Genomic DNA, 19,301 nt, shown 5'->3' with positions numbered 1-19,301 from the left:
GGAGCGTTGTACGGCTAAGGGTTGGGTCATGCCATGCCACCCTTTGACATGGGGCGCGCCCGCGAAAAGGGCGCGGCGAGTGAGATGAATCCCTGTGGGGCCTGTCCCGTGCGCAGTCTGACCGTCTGCGCCGCCCTGGACCCCGAGGAACTGCGCCGTCTCGCCGACATCCTCCAGACGTCCCGCGTCGAAGCCGGACAGACCCTGTTCAGCGAGGGCGACGCGGCGGACGCGCTCTACAACGTCACCGCCGGCACCGTGAAGCTCTACAAGCTGCTGCCGGATGGGCGCCGCCAGATCACCGGCTTCCTCGTCACCGGCGACTTCCTGGGGCTGGCCGTCAACGAGAGCTACGCCTACACCGCGGAAACGGTCACGGCGGCGACGCTCTGCCGCTTTCCGCGCAAGAAGATCGACGCGCTGATGGACGAGTTCCCGAAGATGCAGCGCCGTCTCTTCTCCATGGCCTCGAACGAACTGGCGGCGGCGCAAGACCAGATGCTGCTGCTCGGCCGCAAGACGGCGAAGGAGAAGATCTGTTCCTTCCTGCTGATGCTGTCCCAGCGCGCCGCCCGGCGCGGGCACAAGGAAAACCCCGTCTACGTGCCGATGAGCCGGGCCGACATCGCCGATTACCTGGGCCTGACCACCGAGACGGTGAGCCGCACCTTCACCCAGCTGAAGACCGCCGGGGCAATCTCGCTGCAGGAAGGCAACAAGGTCCTGATCAGCGACATGGACGCCATCTACGACATGGCCGAGGGCTGCTGAGCCTCTTTCCGAACACGAAACGATTGCTTCGAGCATTGTTCGTGATCTGATATGTCGTATTCCAGCAAAAATTCGCATCTTTCGTGCGATCCCGCTCTGGCGGGACGCGTCCGCGCGGGCTAACATCCGCCGCCCGACCGGCCGGAACCGAGCATGACAACGACGGCCGGCCCAAAGAAGAACGGCTGCGACAGCCTACGCTCAGGAACCGAACCCCGATGACCGAACCCGATACAAAGCGCGTCACCGACGAAGAAGCCCTTCTGCTGCACTCCTCCGGGCGTCCGGGCAAGCTGGAGATCGCGCCGACCAAGCCGCTGACGACCCAGCGCGACCTGTCGCTGGCCTATTCGCCGGGCGTGGCCGTTCCTTGCCTGCGCATCGCGGAAGACCCCAGCACGGCCTACGACTACACGGCCAAGGGCAACATCGTCGCCGTCATCTCCAACGGCACGGCGGTGCTGGGTCTGGGCGACCTCGGCGCGCTCGCCTCCAAGCCGGTGATGGAGGGCAAGGCGGTCCTCTTCAAGCGCTTTGCCGACGTGGACGGCATCGATCTGGAGGTCGACACCAAGAACGTCGACGAGTTCGTCAACTGCGTCCGTTTCCTCGGGCCGAGCTTCGGCGGCATCAACCTTGAGGACATCAAGGCGCCGGACTGCTTCATCATCGAGGAGCGCCTGCGCGAACTGCTGGACATCCCCGTCTTCCACGACGACCAGCACGGCACCGCCATCATCGCCGCCGCCGGCCTGATCAACGCCTGCGACATCACCGGGCGGAATCTCAAGGACGTGACGATGGTGGTCAACGGCGCCGGGGCGGCGGGCATCGCCTGCGCCGAGCTGTTCACCACCATGGGCGTGCCGCGCGAGAACATCATCCTGTGCGACACCAAGGGCGTCGTCTACCGGGGCCGCACCGACGGCATGAACCAGTGGAAGTCGTCCTTCGCGGTGGAGACGGACAAGCGCACGCTCCAGGAAGCGGTCGCCGGCTCCGACGTCTTCGTCGGCCTGTCGGCCAAGGGCGCGATGACGCCGGAGATGGTCAGGTCAATGGCGGCCAAGCCGATCATCTTCGCGCTGGCCAACCCCGATCCGGAAATCACCCCGGAGGAGGTGAAGGCCATCCGTTCCGACGCCATCGTGGCGACCGGCCGCTCCGACTACCCGAACCAGGTCAACAACGTCCTGGGCTTCCCCTACCTGTTCCGCGGCGCGCTCGATGTGCGGGCCACCACCATCAACGAGGCGATGAAGGTCGCCGCCGCCAAGGCGCTGGCCGCCCTGGCGCGCGAGGACGTGCCGGACGAGGTGGACGCCGCCTATTCGGGCCGCCGCCTGCGCTATGGGCCGGAATACATCATCCCGGTGCCCTTCGACCCGCGGTTGATCGTGACGGTCCCCGCCGCGGTGGCCCAGGCCGCCATGGAGACCGGCGTGGCGCGCAAGCCCATCGTCGATCTGGCGGGCTACCGGAATTCGTTGCGCACCCGGCTCGACCCGACGGCGGACAGCCTCCAGCTCATCCTGGAGAAGGTGAAGGCCAACCCGCGCCGCGTCGTCTTCGCCGAGGGCGAGGAGGAGCGGACGATCCGCGCGGCGCTCGCCTACCGCGCCGCCGGCTTCGGCACGCCGGTGCTGATCGGGCGCGAGGCGGTCATCAAGGAGCAGCTGGCGGCGATGGGCCAGTCCGGCGTCTCGCTGGAGATCCACAACGCCCGCGTCTCCGACGCCAACCGCCGCTACAGCGACTATCTGTACCGCCGGATGCAGCGCAAGGGCGCCCTGCTGCGCGACTGCCAGCGCATGGTGAACCAGGACCGCAACGTCTTCGCCGCGCTGATGGTGGCGCAGGGCGACGCCCACGCCATGGTCACCGGCCTGACCCGCACCTTCGGCGTGGCCTTCGAGGAGATCCGTCGGGTCATCGACGCCAAGGCGAACGAGCCGGTCTTCGGCCTGCACGTCTTCCTGACGCGCAACCGCACGGTGCTGATCGCCGACACCACGGTGCATGTCCGCCCGGACGGCCGGACGCTGGCCGACATCGCCATCGGCGCCGCGGCCAAGGCGCGCCAGATGGGGCACGAGCCGCGGGTGGCGCTGCTGTCCTTCTCCAACTTCGGCCAGCACCCGCACCCCCACACCGACCCGCTGCGCGAGGCCATCTCCATTCTCGACAGCCGCCGGGTCGATTTCGAGTATGACGGGGAGATGTCGGCGGACGTGGCGCTGGACTATCAGTTGATGAAGCGGGTCTACCCGTTCTGCCGGCTGTCCGGTCCGGCCAACGTGCTGATCATGCCCGGCCTGCATTCGGCCAACATCACGGCGAAGCTGCTCAACAAGATGGCCGGCGGCCAGATGATCGGCCCGCTGCTGATCGGCTTGGACAAGCCGGCGCAGATCGTCACCATGGGCGCCTCGGTCAACGATCTGGTCACCGCGGCGGCGCTGGCGGCCCACGACTCGCTGCCCTGGTAAGCGGACAGGCGGTTTCCTATGGACGCGCGGGCCGGGCCTTTCCCCGGCCCGCGCGTTAATCTTTTGTGACGCCCGCTCACCGGCTTGCGGGATGGTGTACAAGCGGAGTTCCGTTCCGACAACCGTCCGACGCACGGAAAGCGCCGATCATGATTCCCAAGCCGATGCCGCCCCTCCGGTTGATCCTCGCCGCCGCGCTGGTGCTGGCGCCGCTGCTGCCGGCTCTGTGGTGGCTGTGGCGGCAGGGGGCGATCGGACCGCTGGTGGCGGTTCTGGGCGGGCTGGCCGGGATCGGCGGGGTGGCGCTGATGCTCCATCTCTATGCCCGCGACCTGCGGACGGTGGCCGCTCACGCCGCGCAGCTCGCCGCCGGCCCGACGGAGCCGGTCCCCGCGTTGCCCGTCACCGCGTCCGGTCCGGTGCGGGCGGCGGCGGCGGCGGCGGTGCGGCTGCACCGGGTCATGAACGCCCGCACCGAACTGGCGCTGGCCCAGCTCGAAGCCAACGAATCCATCATCGAGGCGCTGCACGACCCGCTGGTCCTGGTCGGGGCGGAGCGGCAGGTGGCGCGGGCCAACCAAGCGGCGCGCGCCCTGTTCGGCGACCGCATCCTCGACCGCGACCTCGCCGCCTCGCTGCGCAACCCGGCGGTGCTGGAGGCAGTGGACGCGGTGCTGAAGGGCGGCGCCTCGCGCATCCTCGAATTCAGCCTGCCGGTGCCGGTGGAGCGCATGTTCGAGGTGCGGGTGAAGCCCTTCCAGCGGCGGGTTCCCCGACCGGTGCCCGGCGAGGACGGGGCGCCGTCCGCCGCTGGAACCGTTCCGGGGCGGATGGTCATCCTGACGCTGCACGACATCACCGCGCTGCGCCGGTCGGAGCAGATGCGCGCCGACTTCATCGCCAACGCCAGCCACGAGCTGCGCACCCCGCTGTCCTCCCTGCTCGGCTTCATCGAGACGCTGCGCGGCCCCGCCCGCGAGGATCTGGAGGCGCACGAGCGCTTCCTGTCGATCATGCAGGACCAGGCCAGCCGTATGGCCCGCCTCGTCAACGACCTGCTGTCGCTGTCGCGGATCGAGCTGGACGAGCACATGCCGCCCGCCGGAAAGGTCGATGTGCTGGACCGGCTGGACGGGGTGATGGCGGCGCTGGAGCTGAAGGCGGCCAGCCGCCGCATCCGCCTGACGCTGGAGGCGCCGGACGGCCTGCCCGCGGTGGTCGGCGACGAGGACCAGCTCACCCAGGTCTTCCAGAACCTCGTCAGCAACGCGATCAAATACACGCGCGAGAACACCGACGTGACCGTCGCCGTGTCGCTCGCCGACGGCGTGGCGGTCGGGGTGTCCGGCCCGGCGGGCCGCGGCGGGCGGGGGATGCCGATGGTCGCCGTCGCCGTGCGCGACCAGGGGGAGGGCATCGCCCGCACCCATCTGCCGCGCCTGACCGAACGCTTCTACCGGGTCGACGCCGCGCGGTCGCGGGCAATGGGCGGCACCGGGCTGGGGCTGGCCATCGTCAAGCACATCGTGAACCGCCACCGCGGGCGCCTGACCATCGAGAGCGCGGTGGGGGTGGGCAGCACCTTCACGGTCTATCTGCCGGCGGCGTCGGAGGAGTCGGGAGAGGGCCGCGCCGCGGAGCCCGCGCGGCGCCAAGCGTAGAGGTTGCGGCTACCCCCATCGGCGTGACCGAAAGTGGGCGCCGTCATGAAACTGTCATAAAACCGTAATCAGCGCGTCGCGGACCCCGACTAGTGTCCGCCCCGCAAGCCGCCCATCCCTGGGGGAAGCGGCACGGGGTTGGACCATCGCGTTCCCCGGTAAAGAGACATCCGGACCATCGGAGGGATCACCGTGAATTCCAAGAAGCTCGCCGTCACCGCCGCCGCGGTCGTCGCCATGACCGCCGCCTTCGCGGGTGCTGCGAACGCCCAGTCGCGCGACCAGATCCGCGCCGTCGGCTCCTCGACCGTGTTCCCGTTCACCACGGCGGTTGCCGAGGCCTTCGGCAAGGGCGGCAAGTTCAAGACCCCGGTCGTCGAGTCGACCGGCACCGGCGGCGGCCTGAAGCTGTTCTGCGCGGGCGTCGGCCCGCAGCACCCGGACGTCGCGAACGCCTCGCGCCGCATCAAGAAGTCCGAGGTCGAGCAGTGCAACGCCAACGGCGTCGCCCAGATCACCGAACTGAAGGTCGGCTACGACGGCATCGCGCTCGCCTACTCCAAGCAGGCTCCGCACACCGACCTGACCACCCAGATCCTGTGGAAGGCCCTGGCCAAGGACGTGCCGGTCGACGGCAAGATGGTCGCCAACCCCTACAAGAAGTGGTCGGACATCGACCCGAAGCTCCCCAACAAGGAGATCGAGGTCCTCGGCCCGCCCCCGACGTCCGGCACCCGTGACACCTTCAACGAGCTGGTGATGCTCGAAGGCTGCAAGAAGGTCGCCGAGGTCAAGACGATCGTCGCCGACGAGAAGGCCCGCGAAAAGGCCTGCATGACCATCCGCGAGGACGGCGGCTACGTCGAGGCCGGCGAGAACGACAACCTGATCGTCCAGAAGCTGACCGCCAACCCGGACGCCTTCGGCGTGTTCGGCTACAGCTTCTACGACCAGAACCGCGACAAGCTGCAGACCGCCAAGATGGACGGTGTCGAGCTGTCGCCGGAAGCGGTCCAGGCCGGCAAGTACGAGCTGTCGCGCCCGCTGTTCGTCTACATCAAGAACGCCCACGCCGGCGTCATCCCGGGCATCCGCGAGTTCATCGCCGAGTTCACCTCGGAGCGCGCGATGGGCGAGGACGGCTATCTGGGCGACAAGGGCCTGATCTCCATGCCGAAGGCGGAGCGCGACGCCGCCCGCACCTCGGCGACCAACCTGACCCCGCTCCAGCTCTGACCGGCTGACGGCACCGGCGGCCCTCCTCGGAGGGCCGCCGGTTTCCCGTTTGTGCCAGGAGCCCGTTTTCAGCCCATTTCCGGCGGTTTCGCATGCAGCTCACGGTACTGCTCATCATTCTGGCCCTGCTCACAGTGATCGGTTACCAGATGGGCCGGTCGCGTGCCGTCGCCTCCGTCGGCGGCCGCATCGTCGAGCTTCATTCGGTGCCGTCCTACCACGGCTTCTACGTCGCCCTCTGGGCGGGGCTTCCGGCCCTGCTGCTCTTCGCCTTCTGGGGGGCATCGGAAGGCTGGCTGGTCATGCAGATGGTCCTGTCCGGCCTGCCGGACCGGCTGGTCAACGGCGACGCCCAGTCGCTCGGCCTGCTGCGCGCCGACATTCTGAACCTCGCCCACGGCGTCGCCACCGGCCGCGAGCCCGACCCGGAGGTGGTCGCCGCGGCGGAGCGCTATCTGCGGCTGCACGCGCTCGGCGACTGGAGCCTGCTGGTCATCGGCTGCTGCATCGCCATCGGCGGGCTGCTCTATGCCCGCGGCCGGATCGACCCCGACCTGCGCGCTCGCAACCGGGTGGAGCGCACGGTCAACATCGCGCTGGTCATCTGCTCGCTGGTCGCCATCCTGACCACCATCGGCATCGTGCTGTCGCTTCTGTTCGAGGCGATCCGCTTCTTCGCGGTGGTCAACCCGCTGGAGTTCCTGTTCGGCACGCACTGGAGCCCGCAGATGGCCATGCGCGCCGACCAGGTGGGCTCCAGCGGCTCCTTCGGCGCGATCCCGCTGTTCGCCGGCACGCTGCTGATCACCGGTATCGCCATGGCGGTGGCGGTTCCGGTCGGGCTGATGGCGGCCATCTTCATGTCGGAATACGCCAGCCCGGGCCTGCGCACCTGGCTGAAGCCGATCCTGGAGGTGCTGGCCGGCATCCCGACCGTGGTCTACGGCTTCTTCGCCGCCCTGACCATGGCGCCCTTCGTCCGCGACGTGGGCAACAGCCTGGGGCTGAGCGTCAGCTCCGAATCGGCGCTGGCCGCCGGCTTCGTGATGGGCGTGATGATCATCCCCTTCGTCAGCTCGCTGTCGGACGACGTCATCAACGCGGTGCCGCAGAGCTTGCGCGACGGCTCCTACGGGCTGGGCGCCACCAAGTCGGAGACGATCCGGCTGGTCGTGCTGCCCGCCGCCCTGCCGGGCATCGTCGCCGCCGTCATGCTGGCGGTCAGCCGCGCCATCGGCGAGACGATGATCGTCACCATGGCCGCCGGCCTCACCGCCAACCTGACCGCCAACCCGCTGGACGCCGTGACCACGGTGACGACGCAGATCGCCACGCTGCTGGTCGGCGACCAGGAGTTCGACAGCCCCAAGACGCTGTCGGCCTTTGGGCTGGGCCTCGTCCTGTTCGTCGTGACCCTCACCCTCAACATGGTCGCCCTCCGGGTGGTCCAGAAGTATCGAGAGAAATATGACTGACCTCGTGGAACAGGATACGCGGGCCATGTCGGTCGCCGTCACCAAGTCGCGCTACCAGAGCGAGGAGTTCTCCGCCCGCCTGCGCCGCCGCTACGCCGCGGAGCGCCGGTTCCGGATCGCCGGGATGCTCGCCGTCGGGATCGCCTCGCTGATGCTGGTGGTTCTGCTCGGCTCCATCGTCAGCAAGGGCTACACCGCCTTCTGGCAGGCGCAGATCCGGCTTGAGGTGACCCTGGACAAGCAGCAGGTCGAGGAGCGGAACTACACCGCCCTCGTCCGCCAGGCGCTCTACGCCCAGGTCCCGGCGGCCACCGACCGCGCCACCCGACGCTCGCTGAACGACCTGCTGTCCTCCGGCGCGCCGTACGAGTTGGAGGCGATGGTCAACGCCAACCCTTCCATCGTCGGCACCACGCAGACGGTCTGGGTCCGCGCCGACGACGAGATCGACCAGTTCATGAAGGGCTTCATCCGGCGCGACGTGCCGGAGAGCGAGCGCCGGCTGAACGACGTCAAGATCGCCGCCATCGACGCGCTGGTCGCCAACGGGTCGATCCGCAACACCTTCAACACCACCCTGTTCACCGCCGGCGACAGCCGCGAGCCGGAGCAGGCGGGCATCCTAGGGGCCGTCGTCGGCTCCGCCCTGACGCTGGTGGTGACTATGCTGCTGTCGGTGCCCATCGGCATCGCCGCCGCGGTCTATCTGGAGGAGTTCGCGCCGAAGAACCGCTGGACCGATCTGATCGAGGTCAACATCAACAATCTCGCCGCGGTGCCGTCGATCATCTTTGGCCTGCTCGGTCTGGCGGTGTTCCTCGGCTTCTTCGGGCTGCCGCGCTCCGCCCCGCTGGTCGGCGGTCTGGTGATGGCGCTGATGACCCTGCCGGTCATCATCATCGCCTCGCGCGTCGCGCTGAAGGCGGTGCCGCCGTCGATCCGCGAGGCGGCCCTGGGCGTCGGCGCCTCGCCGCTGCAGACGGTGACGCACCACGTCCTGCCGCTGGCCCTGCCGGGCATCCTGACCGGCACCATCATCGGCATGGCCCGCGCGCTCGGTGAGACGGCGCCGCTGCTGATGATCGGCATGGTCGCCTTCATCGTGGACATCCCGGGCGGCCTGACCGACAGCGCCACGGCCATCCCGGTGCAGATCTACATGTGGGCGGACAGCCCCGAGCGGGCCTTCACGGAGCGCACCTCCGCGGCGATCCTGATCCTGCTCGCCTTCCTCATCCTGATGAACGGCCTGGCCGTCTTCCTGCGCAAGAAATTCGAGAGGCGTTGGTAACCCCATGAGCGTCCAGACCCACATCCCGGCCACGGCCATGCCTTCGCGTCCCGCCGCCGGCATCCACGGCACCAAGATGGTCGCCCGCGACGTCAAGGTGTTCTACGGGGCCAAACAGGCGCTCAAGGGCATCAACCTGGAGATCCAGGAAAACCGCGTGATGGCGCTGATCGGCCCGTCCGGCTGCGGCAAGTCGACGTTCCTGCGCTGCCTGAACCGTATGAACGACACCATCGAGAACTGCCGCGTCGAGGGGCTGATCGCGCTTGACGGCGAGGACGTCTACGGCAAGAACATCGACGCCGTGCAGCTCCGCGCCCGCGTCGGCATGGTCTTCCAGAAGCCGAACCCGTTCCCGAAGTCGATCTACGACAACATCGCTTACGGCCCGCGCATCCACGGCATCGCCAGCCACCGCGACGAGATGGACGAGATCGTCCAGACCTCGCTGAAGCGCGCCGGCCTGTGGAACGAGGTGAAGGACCGCCTGCGCGAGCCGGGCACCGGCCTGTCCGGCGGCCAGCAGCAGCGCCTGTGCATCGCCCGCGCCATCGCCGTCAGCCCCGAGGTGATCCTGATGGACGAGCCCTGCTCGGCGCTCGACCCCATCGCGACGGCCCACATCGAGGAGCTGATCGACGAGCTGCGCGAGAACTACACGATCGTCATCGTCACCCACAACATGCAGCAGGCGGCCCGCGTCTCCCAGAAGACCGCCTTCTTCCATCTGGGCGACATGGTGGAATGCGACGACACCGAGGAAATCTTCACCAACCCGCGGGACGAGCGCACCCAGGGCTACATCACCGGCCGCTACGGCTGATCTCCCGCCTCGCCGCGAATCCTCCATCAGCGAAGGACGTGAAGCATGAGCACCGAACACATCGTGCGTTCCTTCGCGCACGAACTTGAGCGCCTGTCCAACCTGATCACCCAGATGGGCGGCGTCGCCGAAGCGCAGGTGGACGCCGCCGTGAAGGCGGTGGCCCGCCGCGACGTCGCGCTGGCCGCCCAGGTCATGCAGGCCGACCGGCGCATCGACGCCTACGAGCGCGACATCGACGCCGAGGCCGTACGCCTGCTCGCCCTGCGCCAGCCGCTGGCCCAGGACCTGCGCGAGATCGTGTCGGCGCTGAAGATCGCGGCGGACCTGGAGCGGATCGGCGACTACGCCTCCAACATCGCCAAGCGCTCGCTGGCGCTGGCCCAGGTGCCGGTGGTGCGCCCAGCGGCGGCCATCCCGCGCATGGGGCGGCTGGTCGAGTCGATCATGAAGGACGTGCTGGACGCCTACATCGAGCGCGACGTCCAGCGCGCCATCGCCGCCTGGGAGCGCGACGAGGAGCTGGACGACCTCTACACCAGCCTGTTCCGCGAGGTCCTGACCTACATGATGGAGGACCCGCGCAACATCACGCCCTGCACGCACCTGCTGTTCATGGCGAAGAACCTGGAGCGGATCGGCGACCACGCCACCAACATCGCCGAGACCATCCATTATCTGGTGGTCGGGACGACGCTGCGCGCTGCGCGTCCGAAGAACGACGGCAGCAGCTTCGCCGTGGTCGAGCCAGACGGTTCGATCATGGATGCGGCCACGGAGGCTGTGGAACGGGGATTGCCGCGGGACGGCGGCCCGGATAACGATGGAGCGGGACATGCCGCGTGACGGCGATACGCGCAGTGGGAGCGGGACAAGCATGAATTCGGCGCTGAAGCCGCTCGTCCTCGTCGTCGAGGACGAAGCCGACATCGTGACGCTGCTGAAGTACAATCTGGAGAAGGAAGGCTTCCGCGTGAACGCCGCCACCGACGGCGAGGAAGCCCTTCTGCTGGCCGGGGAGCAGACGCCGAACATCGTCCTGCTCGACTGGATGCTGCCGCTGATGTCGGGCCTGGAGGTCTGCCGCCAGATGCGCCGCAACAGCAAGATGCGCGATATCCCGATCATCATGCTGACCGCCCGCGGCGAGGAGGCGGACCGCGTGCGCGGCCTGAATTCCGGCGCCGACGACTACATCACCAAGCCCTTCTCCCCGACCGAGCTGGTCGCCCGCATGCGCGCCGTGCTGCGCCGCTCGGCCCCCGGCATGACCGACGAGACGCTGCAGTTCGCCGACGTGACCATGGATCTGGCCGCCCACCGGGTGCGCCGGAACGGGCGCGACGTGCATCTGGGGCCGACCGAGTTCCGCCTGCTGCGCCATTTCATGCAGCATCCCGGCCGTGTCTTCTCGCGTGAACAGCTTCTCGACGTGGTGTGGGGCCACGACGTCTATGTCGAGCCGCGCACTGTGGACGTTCACATCCGCCGCCTGCGCAAGGCGATGAACGAGGAGACGGAGATGGACCTGATCCGCACCGTCCGCTCGGCGGGCTACGCGCTGGACAGCAAGTCCATCTGACCGTTTTCCTGCCTACACGGGCTCAGTCCTTGCCCCCTCCCTAACCCTCCCCCGCTCTCGGCGGACCGAAGGTCCGCCTGCCGCGTCAGCGCAAACCTTTGGTTTGCGCGAGAGCTTCGCAGGGGAGGGGACTAATTTTCCCTCTCCTGCGAAGCGGGGGAGGGAAGGGGCCCGCGGCGAAGCCGTGGGAAGGGTGGGGGCACCGTGCCGGAACTGCCTACCCCTCCAGCAGCCCCACCGCCTCCCGCAGAATATCGACCTTCGGGCCGAAGCGCTTCGCCGGGTCGCTGTCCTCGATGAAGCCGATCATCATGCGCAGGGCGTGCGCCACCCGCGGGGCGAGATCGGGATGCGCCGTCACATGCTGCGCCAGATGGGCCAGCGCGTCCCGGTAGGGCCGGCCCTCGAAGCCTTCCGCGGCGATCGCCTCGAAGCGGTTCGCGTGCTCGATCACCAGGCTGTGGTCGTCGGTCATCGCGCTCACACGAACAGGATCGCGCCGGTCTTCGGCGCGTCGTTCAGGAAGGTGACGACTCCGCCGGTCTTCACCGGCACGTCCGGGCGCAGCGGCACGCCGGCAGGCAGGCCGAGCGCGCGCAGGCCCATCTCGCAGGCCATGACCGTGACCTTCAGCATCACGCAGGCCTCCAGCAACTCCTCGAAGCCGGCCAGCCCGTTGGCGGTGAAAAAACCGTCGCGCTCCGCCGGGCGGCTGCCGTCGTCGGCGGGGTCCAGCCGGTGCCAGCCCGGCGCGCCGTCCGCACCCTCGGCCAGCAGCGTGTTCAGGGCACGGCCGGTGAAGAACAGCGTGACCTTGCGGTTGGTCGCCGCCGCCGCGCTGGCCATCACCAGGGCGTAGTGCACCCGGTCGAAGCCGCCCGCGAACAGGACGATCGACAGGTTCTCGGGACCTTCCATGGGGGAGCCTCTCAGCCGCCGCTCAGTGGGCGGACAGGTCGTGGATGGTCGGGTGGGTGCCGCACAGCGGGCAGTCCGGGTCGCGGCGCACCGTGATGCGCTGGAAGGAGGCGTGCAGCGTGTCGAGCATCATCAGGCTGCCCGACAGGCCCTCGCCAATGCCCATGATCTCCTTCAGCACCTCGGTCGTCTGGAGCGAGCCGACGAAGCCGCCCAGCGCCCCCAGGACGCCGCCCTCGGAGCAGGACGGCACCAGGCCGCGCGGCGGCGGTTCCGGGAACAGGCAGCGGTAGCAGGGGTGCGGGGCGCCGAGATGCGCCTTGAAGGTGGACACCTGCCCGTCGAAGCGCAGGATCGCCGCCGACACCAGCGTCTTCTTGGCGAAATAGCAGGCGTCGTTGAGCAGGAAGCGCGTGGCGAAATTGTCGGACCCGTCGGCCACGATGTCGTACCGCCCGATCAGGTCCAGCGCGTTGTCCCTGGTCAGCCGCGCCTTGTGCACCTCCACCGCCACGTCGGGGTTCAGCGCGCGGATGCGGGCGGCGGCGCTCTCCACCTTCGGCAGGCCCAACGTCGATTCGTCGTGGATCACCTGCCGTTGCAGGTTGGACAGGTCCACCGTGTCGTCGTCGATGACGCCAATGGTGCCCACCCCCGCCGCGGCGAGGTAGAGCAGAAGCGGGGCGCCCAGCCCGCCGGCCCCGACGACCAGGACACGGGCGCGCAGCAGTGCCTCCTGCCCGACGCCGCCGACCTCCGGCAGGATGATGTGGCGGGAATAGCGGTGAAGCTGGGTGTCAGTGAAATCCATGATCCGCAGAATAGCGCGGAACGCCCCATGCCACGCAAGCCCCCTCGCTCGGGACCTTGCCAAGGGCGGTGGCGTCAGGCGAGCAGGTTCATCTTGTAGGGGGTGGTCTTCGATTGGCTTGACGGCTTGTTCGCGTCCTCCGCCGCCCACTGCTTCAGCCGGGCCTCGCGCTCCCGCATGATCTTGTCGAACGGCCGCTCCTCCGCTTCGTCGGGCGACTTGGCGACCTTCTGAAGGAAATTGAGCTGATAGGGGATTTCACCGAGCACGTTCTTCGGCGGAACGATCACCAGCTCGTACTGGCCGGGTTCGATCTTGAAGCTGGATTTCTTCAGCATGTCCTCGCCCGACTTGGCCGGATCCATCGTGTCGCCGGAGGCCACGACCTTGCCCTCCTTGCTCATGATCGCCCAGCGCGTCAAGGGAAGGGACATGTTGCCGACGAACTCGCCGCCCTGGGCGACGGTCAGCGTGTGCTTCTGGACGCCGGGATCCTTGCCGAGGATGGCGCGGGCGGTGCCCTTCATCTGGGCGCCCGACCCCACCATCATGATGTTCTGTCGTTCGGTGATGTCCAGCGTGTATTCGCGGTTGTTCACGCCGCGCGCGGCCTGGGAGATGACCGCCGTGTAGGTGCCGGGACCGAGCTTGGCGCTGACCTCCGCCGCCTCGTTCTTCGCCTTCGCCTCGGCGACGACCTTGTTGTTCTGGTCGACGATCTTGATGTTGGTGTTGATGTCGGCGATTCTGAAATTGAATTCGCCGTTTTTCGACACCGTGAACTTGCGATAGTCGGTGGACGCGAGGTTGGAGTCCAATTCGTCGGTGATGCCGCGGAACTGGAACCAGTTCATCGTCGAGGCATTCGGAATCGTGATGCCCATGATGGCCTCCCCCGCTGGTCCTGTGCCGTCAGCCCCGTATCGTCGGGCGGCCGTGCCGCAAGACGGACCGTCGCCCGAATGGGCGGAGCCGCGCCGGCTGAAACTCCCGGCACTGACAGGTTAGATTACTAAAATCCAATCTTTTTGTCAAAACGCCGCCCAATGCCAAGGACGGGCGAAAAGACCGGACGTACCCCACTCTACAGCAGGATGCGCGGCGGCGCAATATTCGCCGCCCGGTTGCGCAAGAAAACATGCTGGAGTTCCCCCTCCCCCGCGCGTGAACGACGCGTGTGGGAGGGGGATGCCGGTGTTACTCCAACCCTTCGAACAGGGCGGTGGAAAGATAGCGCTCGGCAAAGGACGGCAGGATCACGACGATCAGCTTGCCCTCGTTCTCGGGACGGGCGCCGATCTCCAGCGCCGCGGCCAGAGCCGCGCCCGAGGAGATGCCGACCGGGATGCCTTCCAGCTTCGCCACCTTGCGGGCCGTCTCGAAGGCGCGCTGGTTGGAGATGCGGACGACCTCGTCGATCAGGTCCTTCTTCAGGACGTCCGGCACGAAACCGGCGCCGATGCCCTGGATCTTGTGCGGGCCGGGCATGCCGCCGGACAGGACGGGGCTGTCCTCCGGCTCCACCGCGATGGTGCGGAAACCGGGTTTGCGGGCCTTCAGGACCTCCGACACGCCGGTCAGCGTGCCGCCGGTGCCGACGCCGGAAATCAGGAAGTCGGCCTTGCCGTCGGTGTCCTTCCAGATTTCCTCCGCCGTCGTGTTGCGGTGGATCTCCGGGTTGGCAGCGTTCTTGAACTGCTGGAGCATGTAGGCGTTCGGATCGGTGGCGACGATCTCGTCGGCCCGGCGGATGGCGCCCTTCATGCCCTCCGCCGCCGGGGTCAGCACCAGCTCGGCGCCGAGCAGCTTCAGCATCTTGCGCCGCTCCACCGACATGCTTTCCGGCATGGTCAGGATCAGGCGGTAGCCCTTGGCGGCGGCGACGAAGGCCAGCGCGATGCCGGTGTTGCCCGACGTCGGCTCGACCAGGGTGGTGCGGCCCGGCTCAATGGCGCCGGCGCGCTCCGCGGCGTCGATCATGGCGAAGCCGATGCGGTCCTTCACGCTGGCCAGCGGGTTGAAGAACTCCAGCTTGCCGACGATCTGGGCCTTGGCGCCGGCCTCCTCGGCCAGCCGCTTGACGCGCACCAGCGGCGTGGCGCCGACGGTGTCGAGAATGCTGTCGTAGATCTTACCGCGAAACTCGGAACCCGGCATTTTTCACTCCTCCGGTGTGTGGTATTTTCCCACTTTCTACAGAATGCGTAGAATTTAACCGTTCTCCGGGTGGGATCAAATCGTAAAATCGATGCGCTCTTCGGTCTCGCTCTCGACGCCGGCGGTGCGGGCGCGCAGGCAGAGATCCTCGATGGTGATGTCGTCGAGCTTCTTCATGCATTCCTCCTGAAGATCGTTCCACAGCGGGCGCACCACCTTGTGCCCCAGGATGGAACCGGCCGGTTCCTCGATGGGGTCGGTCGCGGTTTCCATGGAGCGGACGACCTTCACGATCTCGCCCAGCGTGATGCGCCGGCGCTCGCGGGCCAGCCGGTAGCCGCCGCGCGGGCCGCGCACGCCGGCCAGGACGCCGTCGCGGACGAGCTGTTGGAGAACCTGCTCCAGATAGCGCTTGGGGATGCCCTGGCGGCGGGTGATCTCGCCGGACTGCACGGGCTCGGTGCCGGCGTTGTAGGCGATGTCCAGCACCGCCTCGATCGCGAACATCAGCTTCTTGGAGATGCGGAGCATCAGTGCGTCTCCTGCGCGGGGGAAGGCGAGGCGAACCGGCCGGTGGAGCCGAAGCCGCCGGTCCCACGGGCGCTGTCGGGAAGCGCGGCCGACTCGGCCCAGGCGGCGCGCTCGTAGCGGGCGATCACCAGCTGGGCGATGCGCTGCCCGCGCTCCACCGTGAAGGGCTGGTCGCCGTGGTTGATCAGGATCACCCCGACCTCGCCGCGGTAATCGGCGTCGATGGTGCCCGGGCTGTTCAGCACCGTGACCCCGTGCTTCAGCGCCAGACCGGAGCGCGGCCGCACCTGCGCCTCGTAGCCGTCGGGCAGGGCGAAGGCGATGCCCGTGGGGATCAGCGCGCGGCGGCCCGGCTCCAGGACGACCGGTTCAGCCAGCGCGGCCAGCAGGTCCATGCCCGCCGCATGCTCCGTCGCGTAGGCCGGCAGGTCCAGCCCCGCGGCGTGGGCGAGCCGGACGATGGGAACGGGAATGGCGGGTGCCGTTGCGCTCACGGAATGGTCTCCTGGGGGGCGGGGGTGGAAGGCGGATTGAAATGCCGGGCGATGGCCTCGGCCAGGCGGGCGGCCACGGCGTCCTTGCCCATGGTGGGCCAGTCCTCGGCGCCGTCGGCGCGGATCAGATGGACGGTGTTGTCGGCCCCGCCGAAGGTGGTGGTGCCCGGCGACACGTCGTTGGCGACGATCCAGTCGCAGCCCTTGCGCGCGCGCTTGGCGGTCGCGTAGTCGACCACGTTGCCGGTCTCCGCGGCGAAGCCGACGACCAGCGCCGGGCGGCGCGGCCCGGCCTGGGACAGGGTCGCCAGGATGTCGGGATTCTCGGTCAGGGTCAGGCTCGGCGGGCCGCCGCCGTCCTTCTTCAGCTTGCGGTCCGACTCGCCGGCCACCCGCCAGTCGGCGACGGCGGCGGCGCAGACCGCGATGTCCGCGGGCAGGGCCGACTCGCAGGCCGCCAGCATCTCCCGCGCCGTCTCGATGGCGCGCACGGTGCAGCCGGGCGGGTCGGGCAGGCGGGTCGGGCCGGTGACCAGCGTCACGTCGGCGCCCAGCCGCCGCAGCGCCTCGGCGATGGCGTGGCCCTGCTTGCCGGAGGAGCGGTTGGCGATGTAGCGCACCGGGTCGATGGGCTCGACCGTCGGGCCGCTGGTGACCAGGGCGCGCTTGCCGGCCAGCGGCCTGGGCGCGTCCAGCTCTTCGAAATGGGCGGCGATGGCCTGGACGATCTCCATCGGCTCGGCCATGCGCCCGAACCCGTACTCGCCGCAGGCCATCTCGCCCTTGTTCGGGCCGATCCGGCGCACGCCGCGCTTTTCCAGAAGCGCGAGGTTGTCGCGGGTCGCCGGATGCTCCCACATGCGGACATTCATCGCCGGGGCGACGAGCACCGGCTTGTCGGTGGCCAGCAGCACGGTGGCGGCCAGATCGTCGGCCATGCCGGCGGCCATGCGGGCCAGCAGGTTGGCGGTGGCCGGGGCGACGACCAGCAGGTCGGCGTCGCGCGAGAGCTGAATGTGCCCCATTTCCGATTCGTCGGTCAGGGACCACAGATCCTGGTAGACGGTGTCCTCGGTCAGCGCCTGCACGGACAGCGGCGTGACGAACTGCGCCCCGGCCCGGGTCAGGACCGCGCGCACGCGCACGCCACGCTCCTTCAGGCGGCGGATCAGCTCCAGGCTTTTGTAGGCCGCGATGCCGCCCGCGATGACGAGCAGGATGCGCTTGCCGGACAGCACGGATGTTTCGGCCACGGGGGTCCGCCGCTCCTTGCTATGGATTTTGTAGAATTCAGATATTCCATCACGGCGCCCGGTACAAGCGTCCATCGCTGATCCTCACAGCGAATCCGGTGTGAAATGCACATCCATGATGGGGGTGTGAAACTGTGGGCGTGATATTTCGTTGCGCGGCCGCATGCCAGGTCTTTCGTCCACGGCCCAACATCGCGTAGAGTGCATTTTTAAGGATTTGCTGATAACCAGGGCAATCCGATGGTCTTTTCCGCATTTTTCCTTTGAATTCAAACGGTCCATGCCCCCGCGCTCCACGCCAATCCTTCTCGTCGAAGACACGCCGTCGCTGGCCCGCGTCTATGCGGAGTTCCTGAAGAAGGACTGCACCGCCGTCACCACGGTGGAGACGGGGGCCGCAGCGCTGGAGCAGCTGGCCGACGGCGTGCCGCGGATCGTGCTGCTGGACCTCCAGCTTCCCGACATGCACGGGATGGAGGTGCTGAAGCGGATCAGCGCCCAGGCGCTGCCCTGCGCGGTCATCATCATCACCGCCCACGGGTCGGTCGGGGTGGCGGTGGAGGCGATGCGCTACGGCGCCTATGATTTCCTGGTGAAGCCCTTCTCGGCGGAGCGACTGACCGTCACCGTGCGCAACGCCATGGAGCGGCTGCGCCTCGCCCAACTGGTCGACAGCTTCGAGAAGGACCTGGGGCGCAGCCGCTACCACGGCTTCCTCGGCTCCTCGCTGGCGATGCAGGCGGTCTACCGGATCATCGACAGCGCCGCCTCCTCCCGCGCGACGGTCTTCATCACCGGCGAGTCGGGGACCGGCAAGGAGGTCTGCGCCGAGGCCATCCACCGGCAGAGCCCGCGGGCCGACCGGCCCTTCATCGCCATCAACTGCGGGGCCATCCCCAAGGACCTGATGGAGAGCGAGATCTTCGGCCACATGAAGGGCTCCTTCACCGGGGCGGTGGCCGACCGCGAGGGGGCGGCGGCGCGGGCCAACGGCGGCACCCTGTTCCTCGACGAGATCTGCGAGCTGGCGCCCGACCTCCAGACCAAGCTGCTGCGCTTCATCCAGACCGGCACCTTCACGCCGGTCGGCGGCAGCAAGCTGGAGAAGGTCGATCTGCGCATCATCTGCGCGACCAACCGCGACCCGCTGCGCGAGGTCGAGGAGGGGCGGTTCCGCGAGGATCTCTATTACCGTCTGCACGTCATCCCCATCCACCTGCCGCCGCTGCGCGAGCGCGAGGACGACGTGCTGGAGATCTGCGGCCAGTTCCTGACCGATTACGCGCGGGAGGAGGGCAAGGCCTTCGTCCGCTTCTCCCCGGCGGCGGAACAGGCGCTGCGCACCTACCACTGGCCGGGCAACGTGCGGCAGGTGCAGAACGTGGTGCGCAACATCGTGGTGCTGCACGACGGCGACACGGTGACGCCGGCCATGCTGCCGGCCCCGCTCGCCACCCCGGCGGGGACCGCCGCGCCGCTGCCGGCGAACGGCGGCGGAAACGGTCATGGCGGCGGCCATGGCTCCGTGGCCCACGCGCCATCCCCCAAGACGGTGAAGCCGCTGTGGGAGGTGGAGCGCGACGCCATCGAAGAGGCCATCGCCGCCTGCGACGGCAACATCCCCCGCGCCGCGGCCCTGCTGGAGATCAGCGCCTCGACCATCTACCGCAAGCGCCTCGCCTGGCAGGCCGAAGGAAAACTCTGACACCCGGTCGCGCCGGGAGTCCCATCCCCCGCTCTTGCCCCGCACCATTGGTTCTGCCGAAGCATAGACTTCGTGTGCGTTCAATTCACGCAAGACCATCGAAA

General features: G+C 68.3%; 18 protein-coding genes. 10 read left to right on the top strand and 8 right to left on the bottom strand.

The annotated features are described in order from the left end of the window. The first annotated feature begins 108 nt into the window (after positions 1-108). From DS837_RS09980 to phoB, 9 genes are all read left to right on the top strand, one after another. Positions 109-771, top strand: a complete 663-nt coding sequence (locus tag DS837_RS09980) for a Crp/Fnr family transcriptional regulator (protein ID WP_237904659.1) — start codon at positions 109-111, stop codon at positions 769-771. 218 nt (positions 772-989) lie between these two features. Further along, positions 990-3,260: an NADP-dependent malic enzyme gene (locus DS837_RS09975; protein ID WP_149164586.1), complete on the top strand. Its 2,271-nt coding sequence runs from the start codon at positions 990-992 to the stop codon at positions 3,258-3,260. A 149-nt stretch (positions 3,261-3,409) separates the two neighbouring features. Next, on the top strand, positions 3,410-4,921 hold the full coding sequence (locus DS837_RS09970; RefSeq protein ID WP_149164585.1) for an ATP-binding protein: 1,512 nt from the start codon (positions 3,410-3,412) through the stop codon (positions 4,919-4,921). Positions 4,922-5,113: 192 nt separating this feature from the next. Continuing rightward, on the top strand, positions 5,114-6,157 hold the full coding sequence (locus DS837_RS09965) for a PstS family phosphate ABC transporter substrate-binding protein (RefSeq protein ID WP_149164584.1): 1,044 nt from the start codon (positions 5,114-5,116) through the stop codon (positions 6,155-6,157). Positions 6,158-6,249: 92 nt separating this feature from the next. Further along, positions 6,250-7,632: a phosphate ABC transporter permease subunit PstC gene (pstC, locus tag DS837_RS09960; RefSeq protein WP_149164583.1), complete on the top strand. Its 1,383-nt coding sequence runs from the start codon at positions 6,250-6,252 to the stop codon at positions 7,630-7,632. Beyond that, positions 7,625-8,923, top strand: coding sequence for a phosphate ABC transporter permease PstA (pstA, locus tag DS837_RS09955; protein WP_211102155.1), 1,299 nt, complete (start codon positions 7,625-7,627; stop codon positions 8,921-8,923). Before pstC ends, pstA begins: the two co-directional genes overlap by 8 nt. A 37-nt stretch (positions 8,924-8,960) precedes the next feature. Then, positions 8,961-9,746, top strand: a complete 786-nt coding sequence (gene pstB / locus DS837_RS09950; protein WP_186466067.1) for a phosphate ABC transporter ATP-binding protein PstB — start codon at positions 8,961-8,963, stop codon at positions 9,744-9,746. A gap of 45 nt (positions 9,747-9,791) precedes the next feature. Continuing rightward, a complete protein-coding gene (gene phoU, locus DS837_RS09945; RefSeq protein WP_149164582.1) occupies positions 9,792-10,592 on the top strand; it encodes a phosphate signaling complex protein PhoU in 801 nt (266 codons plus the stop codon). Positions 10,593-10,623: 31 nt separating this feature from the next. After that, positions 10,624-11,328 carry a phosphate regulon transcriptional regulator PhoB gene (gene phoB / locus DS837_RS09940; RefSeq protein ID WP_145623059.1) on the top strand — a complete coding sequence of 235 codons (705 nt, stop codon included), beginning with the start codon at positions 10,624-10,626 and terminating at the stop codon, positions 11,326-11,328. Positions 11,329-11,545: 217 nt separating this feature from the next. On the opposite strand, the gene DS837_RS09935 is transcribed toward phoB, so the two are convergent. From DS837_RS09935 to coaBC, 8 genes are all read right to left on the bottom strand, one after another. Continuing rightward, positions 11,546-11,803: a hypothetical protein gene (locus tag DS837_RS09935; protein ID WP_149164581.1), complete on the bottom strand. Its 258-nt coding sequence runs from the start codon at positions 11,801-11,803 to the stop codon at positions 11,546-11,548. A gap of 5 nt (positions 11,804-11,808) precedes the next feature. Then, entirely contained in the window at positions 11,809-12,246 is a 438-nt protein-coding gene (locus tag DS837_RS09930; protein WP_149164580.1) for a DsrE family protein, read from the bottom strand. A gap of 22 nt (positions 12,247-12,268) precedes the next feature. Then, positions 12,269-13,057 carry a HesA/MoeB/ThiF family protein gene (locus tag DS837_RS09925; protein ID WP_149164579.1) on the bottom strand — a complete coding sequence of 263 codons (789 nt, stop codon included), beginning with the start codon at positions 13,055-13,057 and terminating at the stop codon, positions 12,269-12,271. Between the two features lie 74 nt (positions 13,058-13,131). Continuing rightward, positions 13,132-13,941, bottom strand: a complete 810-nt coding sequence (locus DS837_RS09920; RefSeq protein ID WP_149164578.1) for a hypothetical protein — start codon at positions 13,939-13,941, stop codon at positions 13,132-13,134. A gap of 313 nt (positions 13,942-14,254) precedes the next feature. Next, positions 14,255-15,214, bottom strand: a complete 960-nt coding sequence (cysK, locus tag DS837_RS09915) for a cysteine synthase A (protein WP_149164577.1) — start codon at positions 15,212-15,214, stop codon at positions 14,255-14,257. Positions 15,215-15,289: 75 nt separating this feature from the next. Beyond that, positions 15,290-15,745: an RrF2 family transcriptional regulator gene (locus tag DS837_RS09910; RefSeq protein WP_149164576.1), complete on the bottom strand. Its 456-nt coding sequence runs from the start codon at positions 15,743-15,745 to the stop codon at positions 15,290-15,292. Beyond that, positions 15,745-16,239 (bottom strand): dUTP diphosphatase, encoded by a 495-nt coding sequence (dut, locus tag DS837_RS09905; protein WP_149164575.1) that lies wholly within the window; start codon positions 16,237-16,239, stop codon positions 15,745-15,747. Before dut ends, DS837_RS09910 begins: the two co-directional genes overlap by 1 nt. Next, positions 16,236-17,492 (bottom strand): bifunctional phosphopantothenoylcysteine decarboxylase/phosphopantothenate--cysteine ligase CoaBC, encoded by a 1,257-nt coding sequence (gene coaBC, locus DS837_RS09900; protein ID WP_149164574.1) that lies wholly within the window; start codon positions 17,490-17,492, stop codon positions 16,236-16,238. Before coaBC ends, dut begins: the two co-directional genes overlap by 4 nt. 280 nt (positions 17,493-17,772) lie before the next feature. Here coaBC and DS837_RS09895 point away from each other — a divergent pair, with 280 nt between their 5' ends. Beyond that, positions 17,773-19,197 carry a sigma-54-dependent transcriptional regulator gene (locus DS837_RS09895; protein WP_149164573.1) on the top strand — a complete coding sequence of 475 codons (1,425 nt, stop codon included), beginning with the start codon at positions 17,773-17,775 and terminating at the stop codon, positions 19,195-19,197. The last annotated feature ends 104 nt before the right edge of the window (positions 19,198-19,301 follow it).

The sequence above is a fragment of the Azospirillum brasilense genome (assembly GCF_008365405.1).
Classification (GTDB): domain Bacteria; phylum Pseudomonadota; class Alphaproteobacteria; order Azospirillales; family Azospirillaceae; genus Azospirillum; species Azospirillum brasilense_D.
The sequence above is the reverse complement of the archived record's forward strand: the minus strand, read 5'-3'. Positions and strand labels throughout refer to the sequence as shown.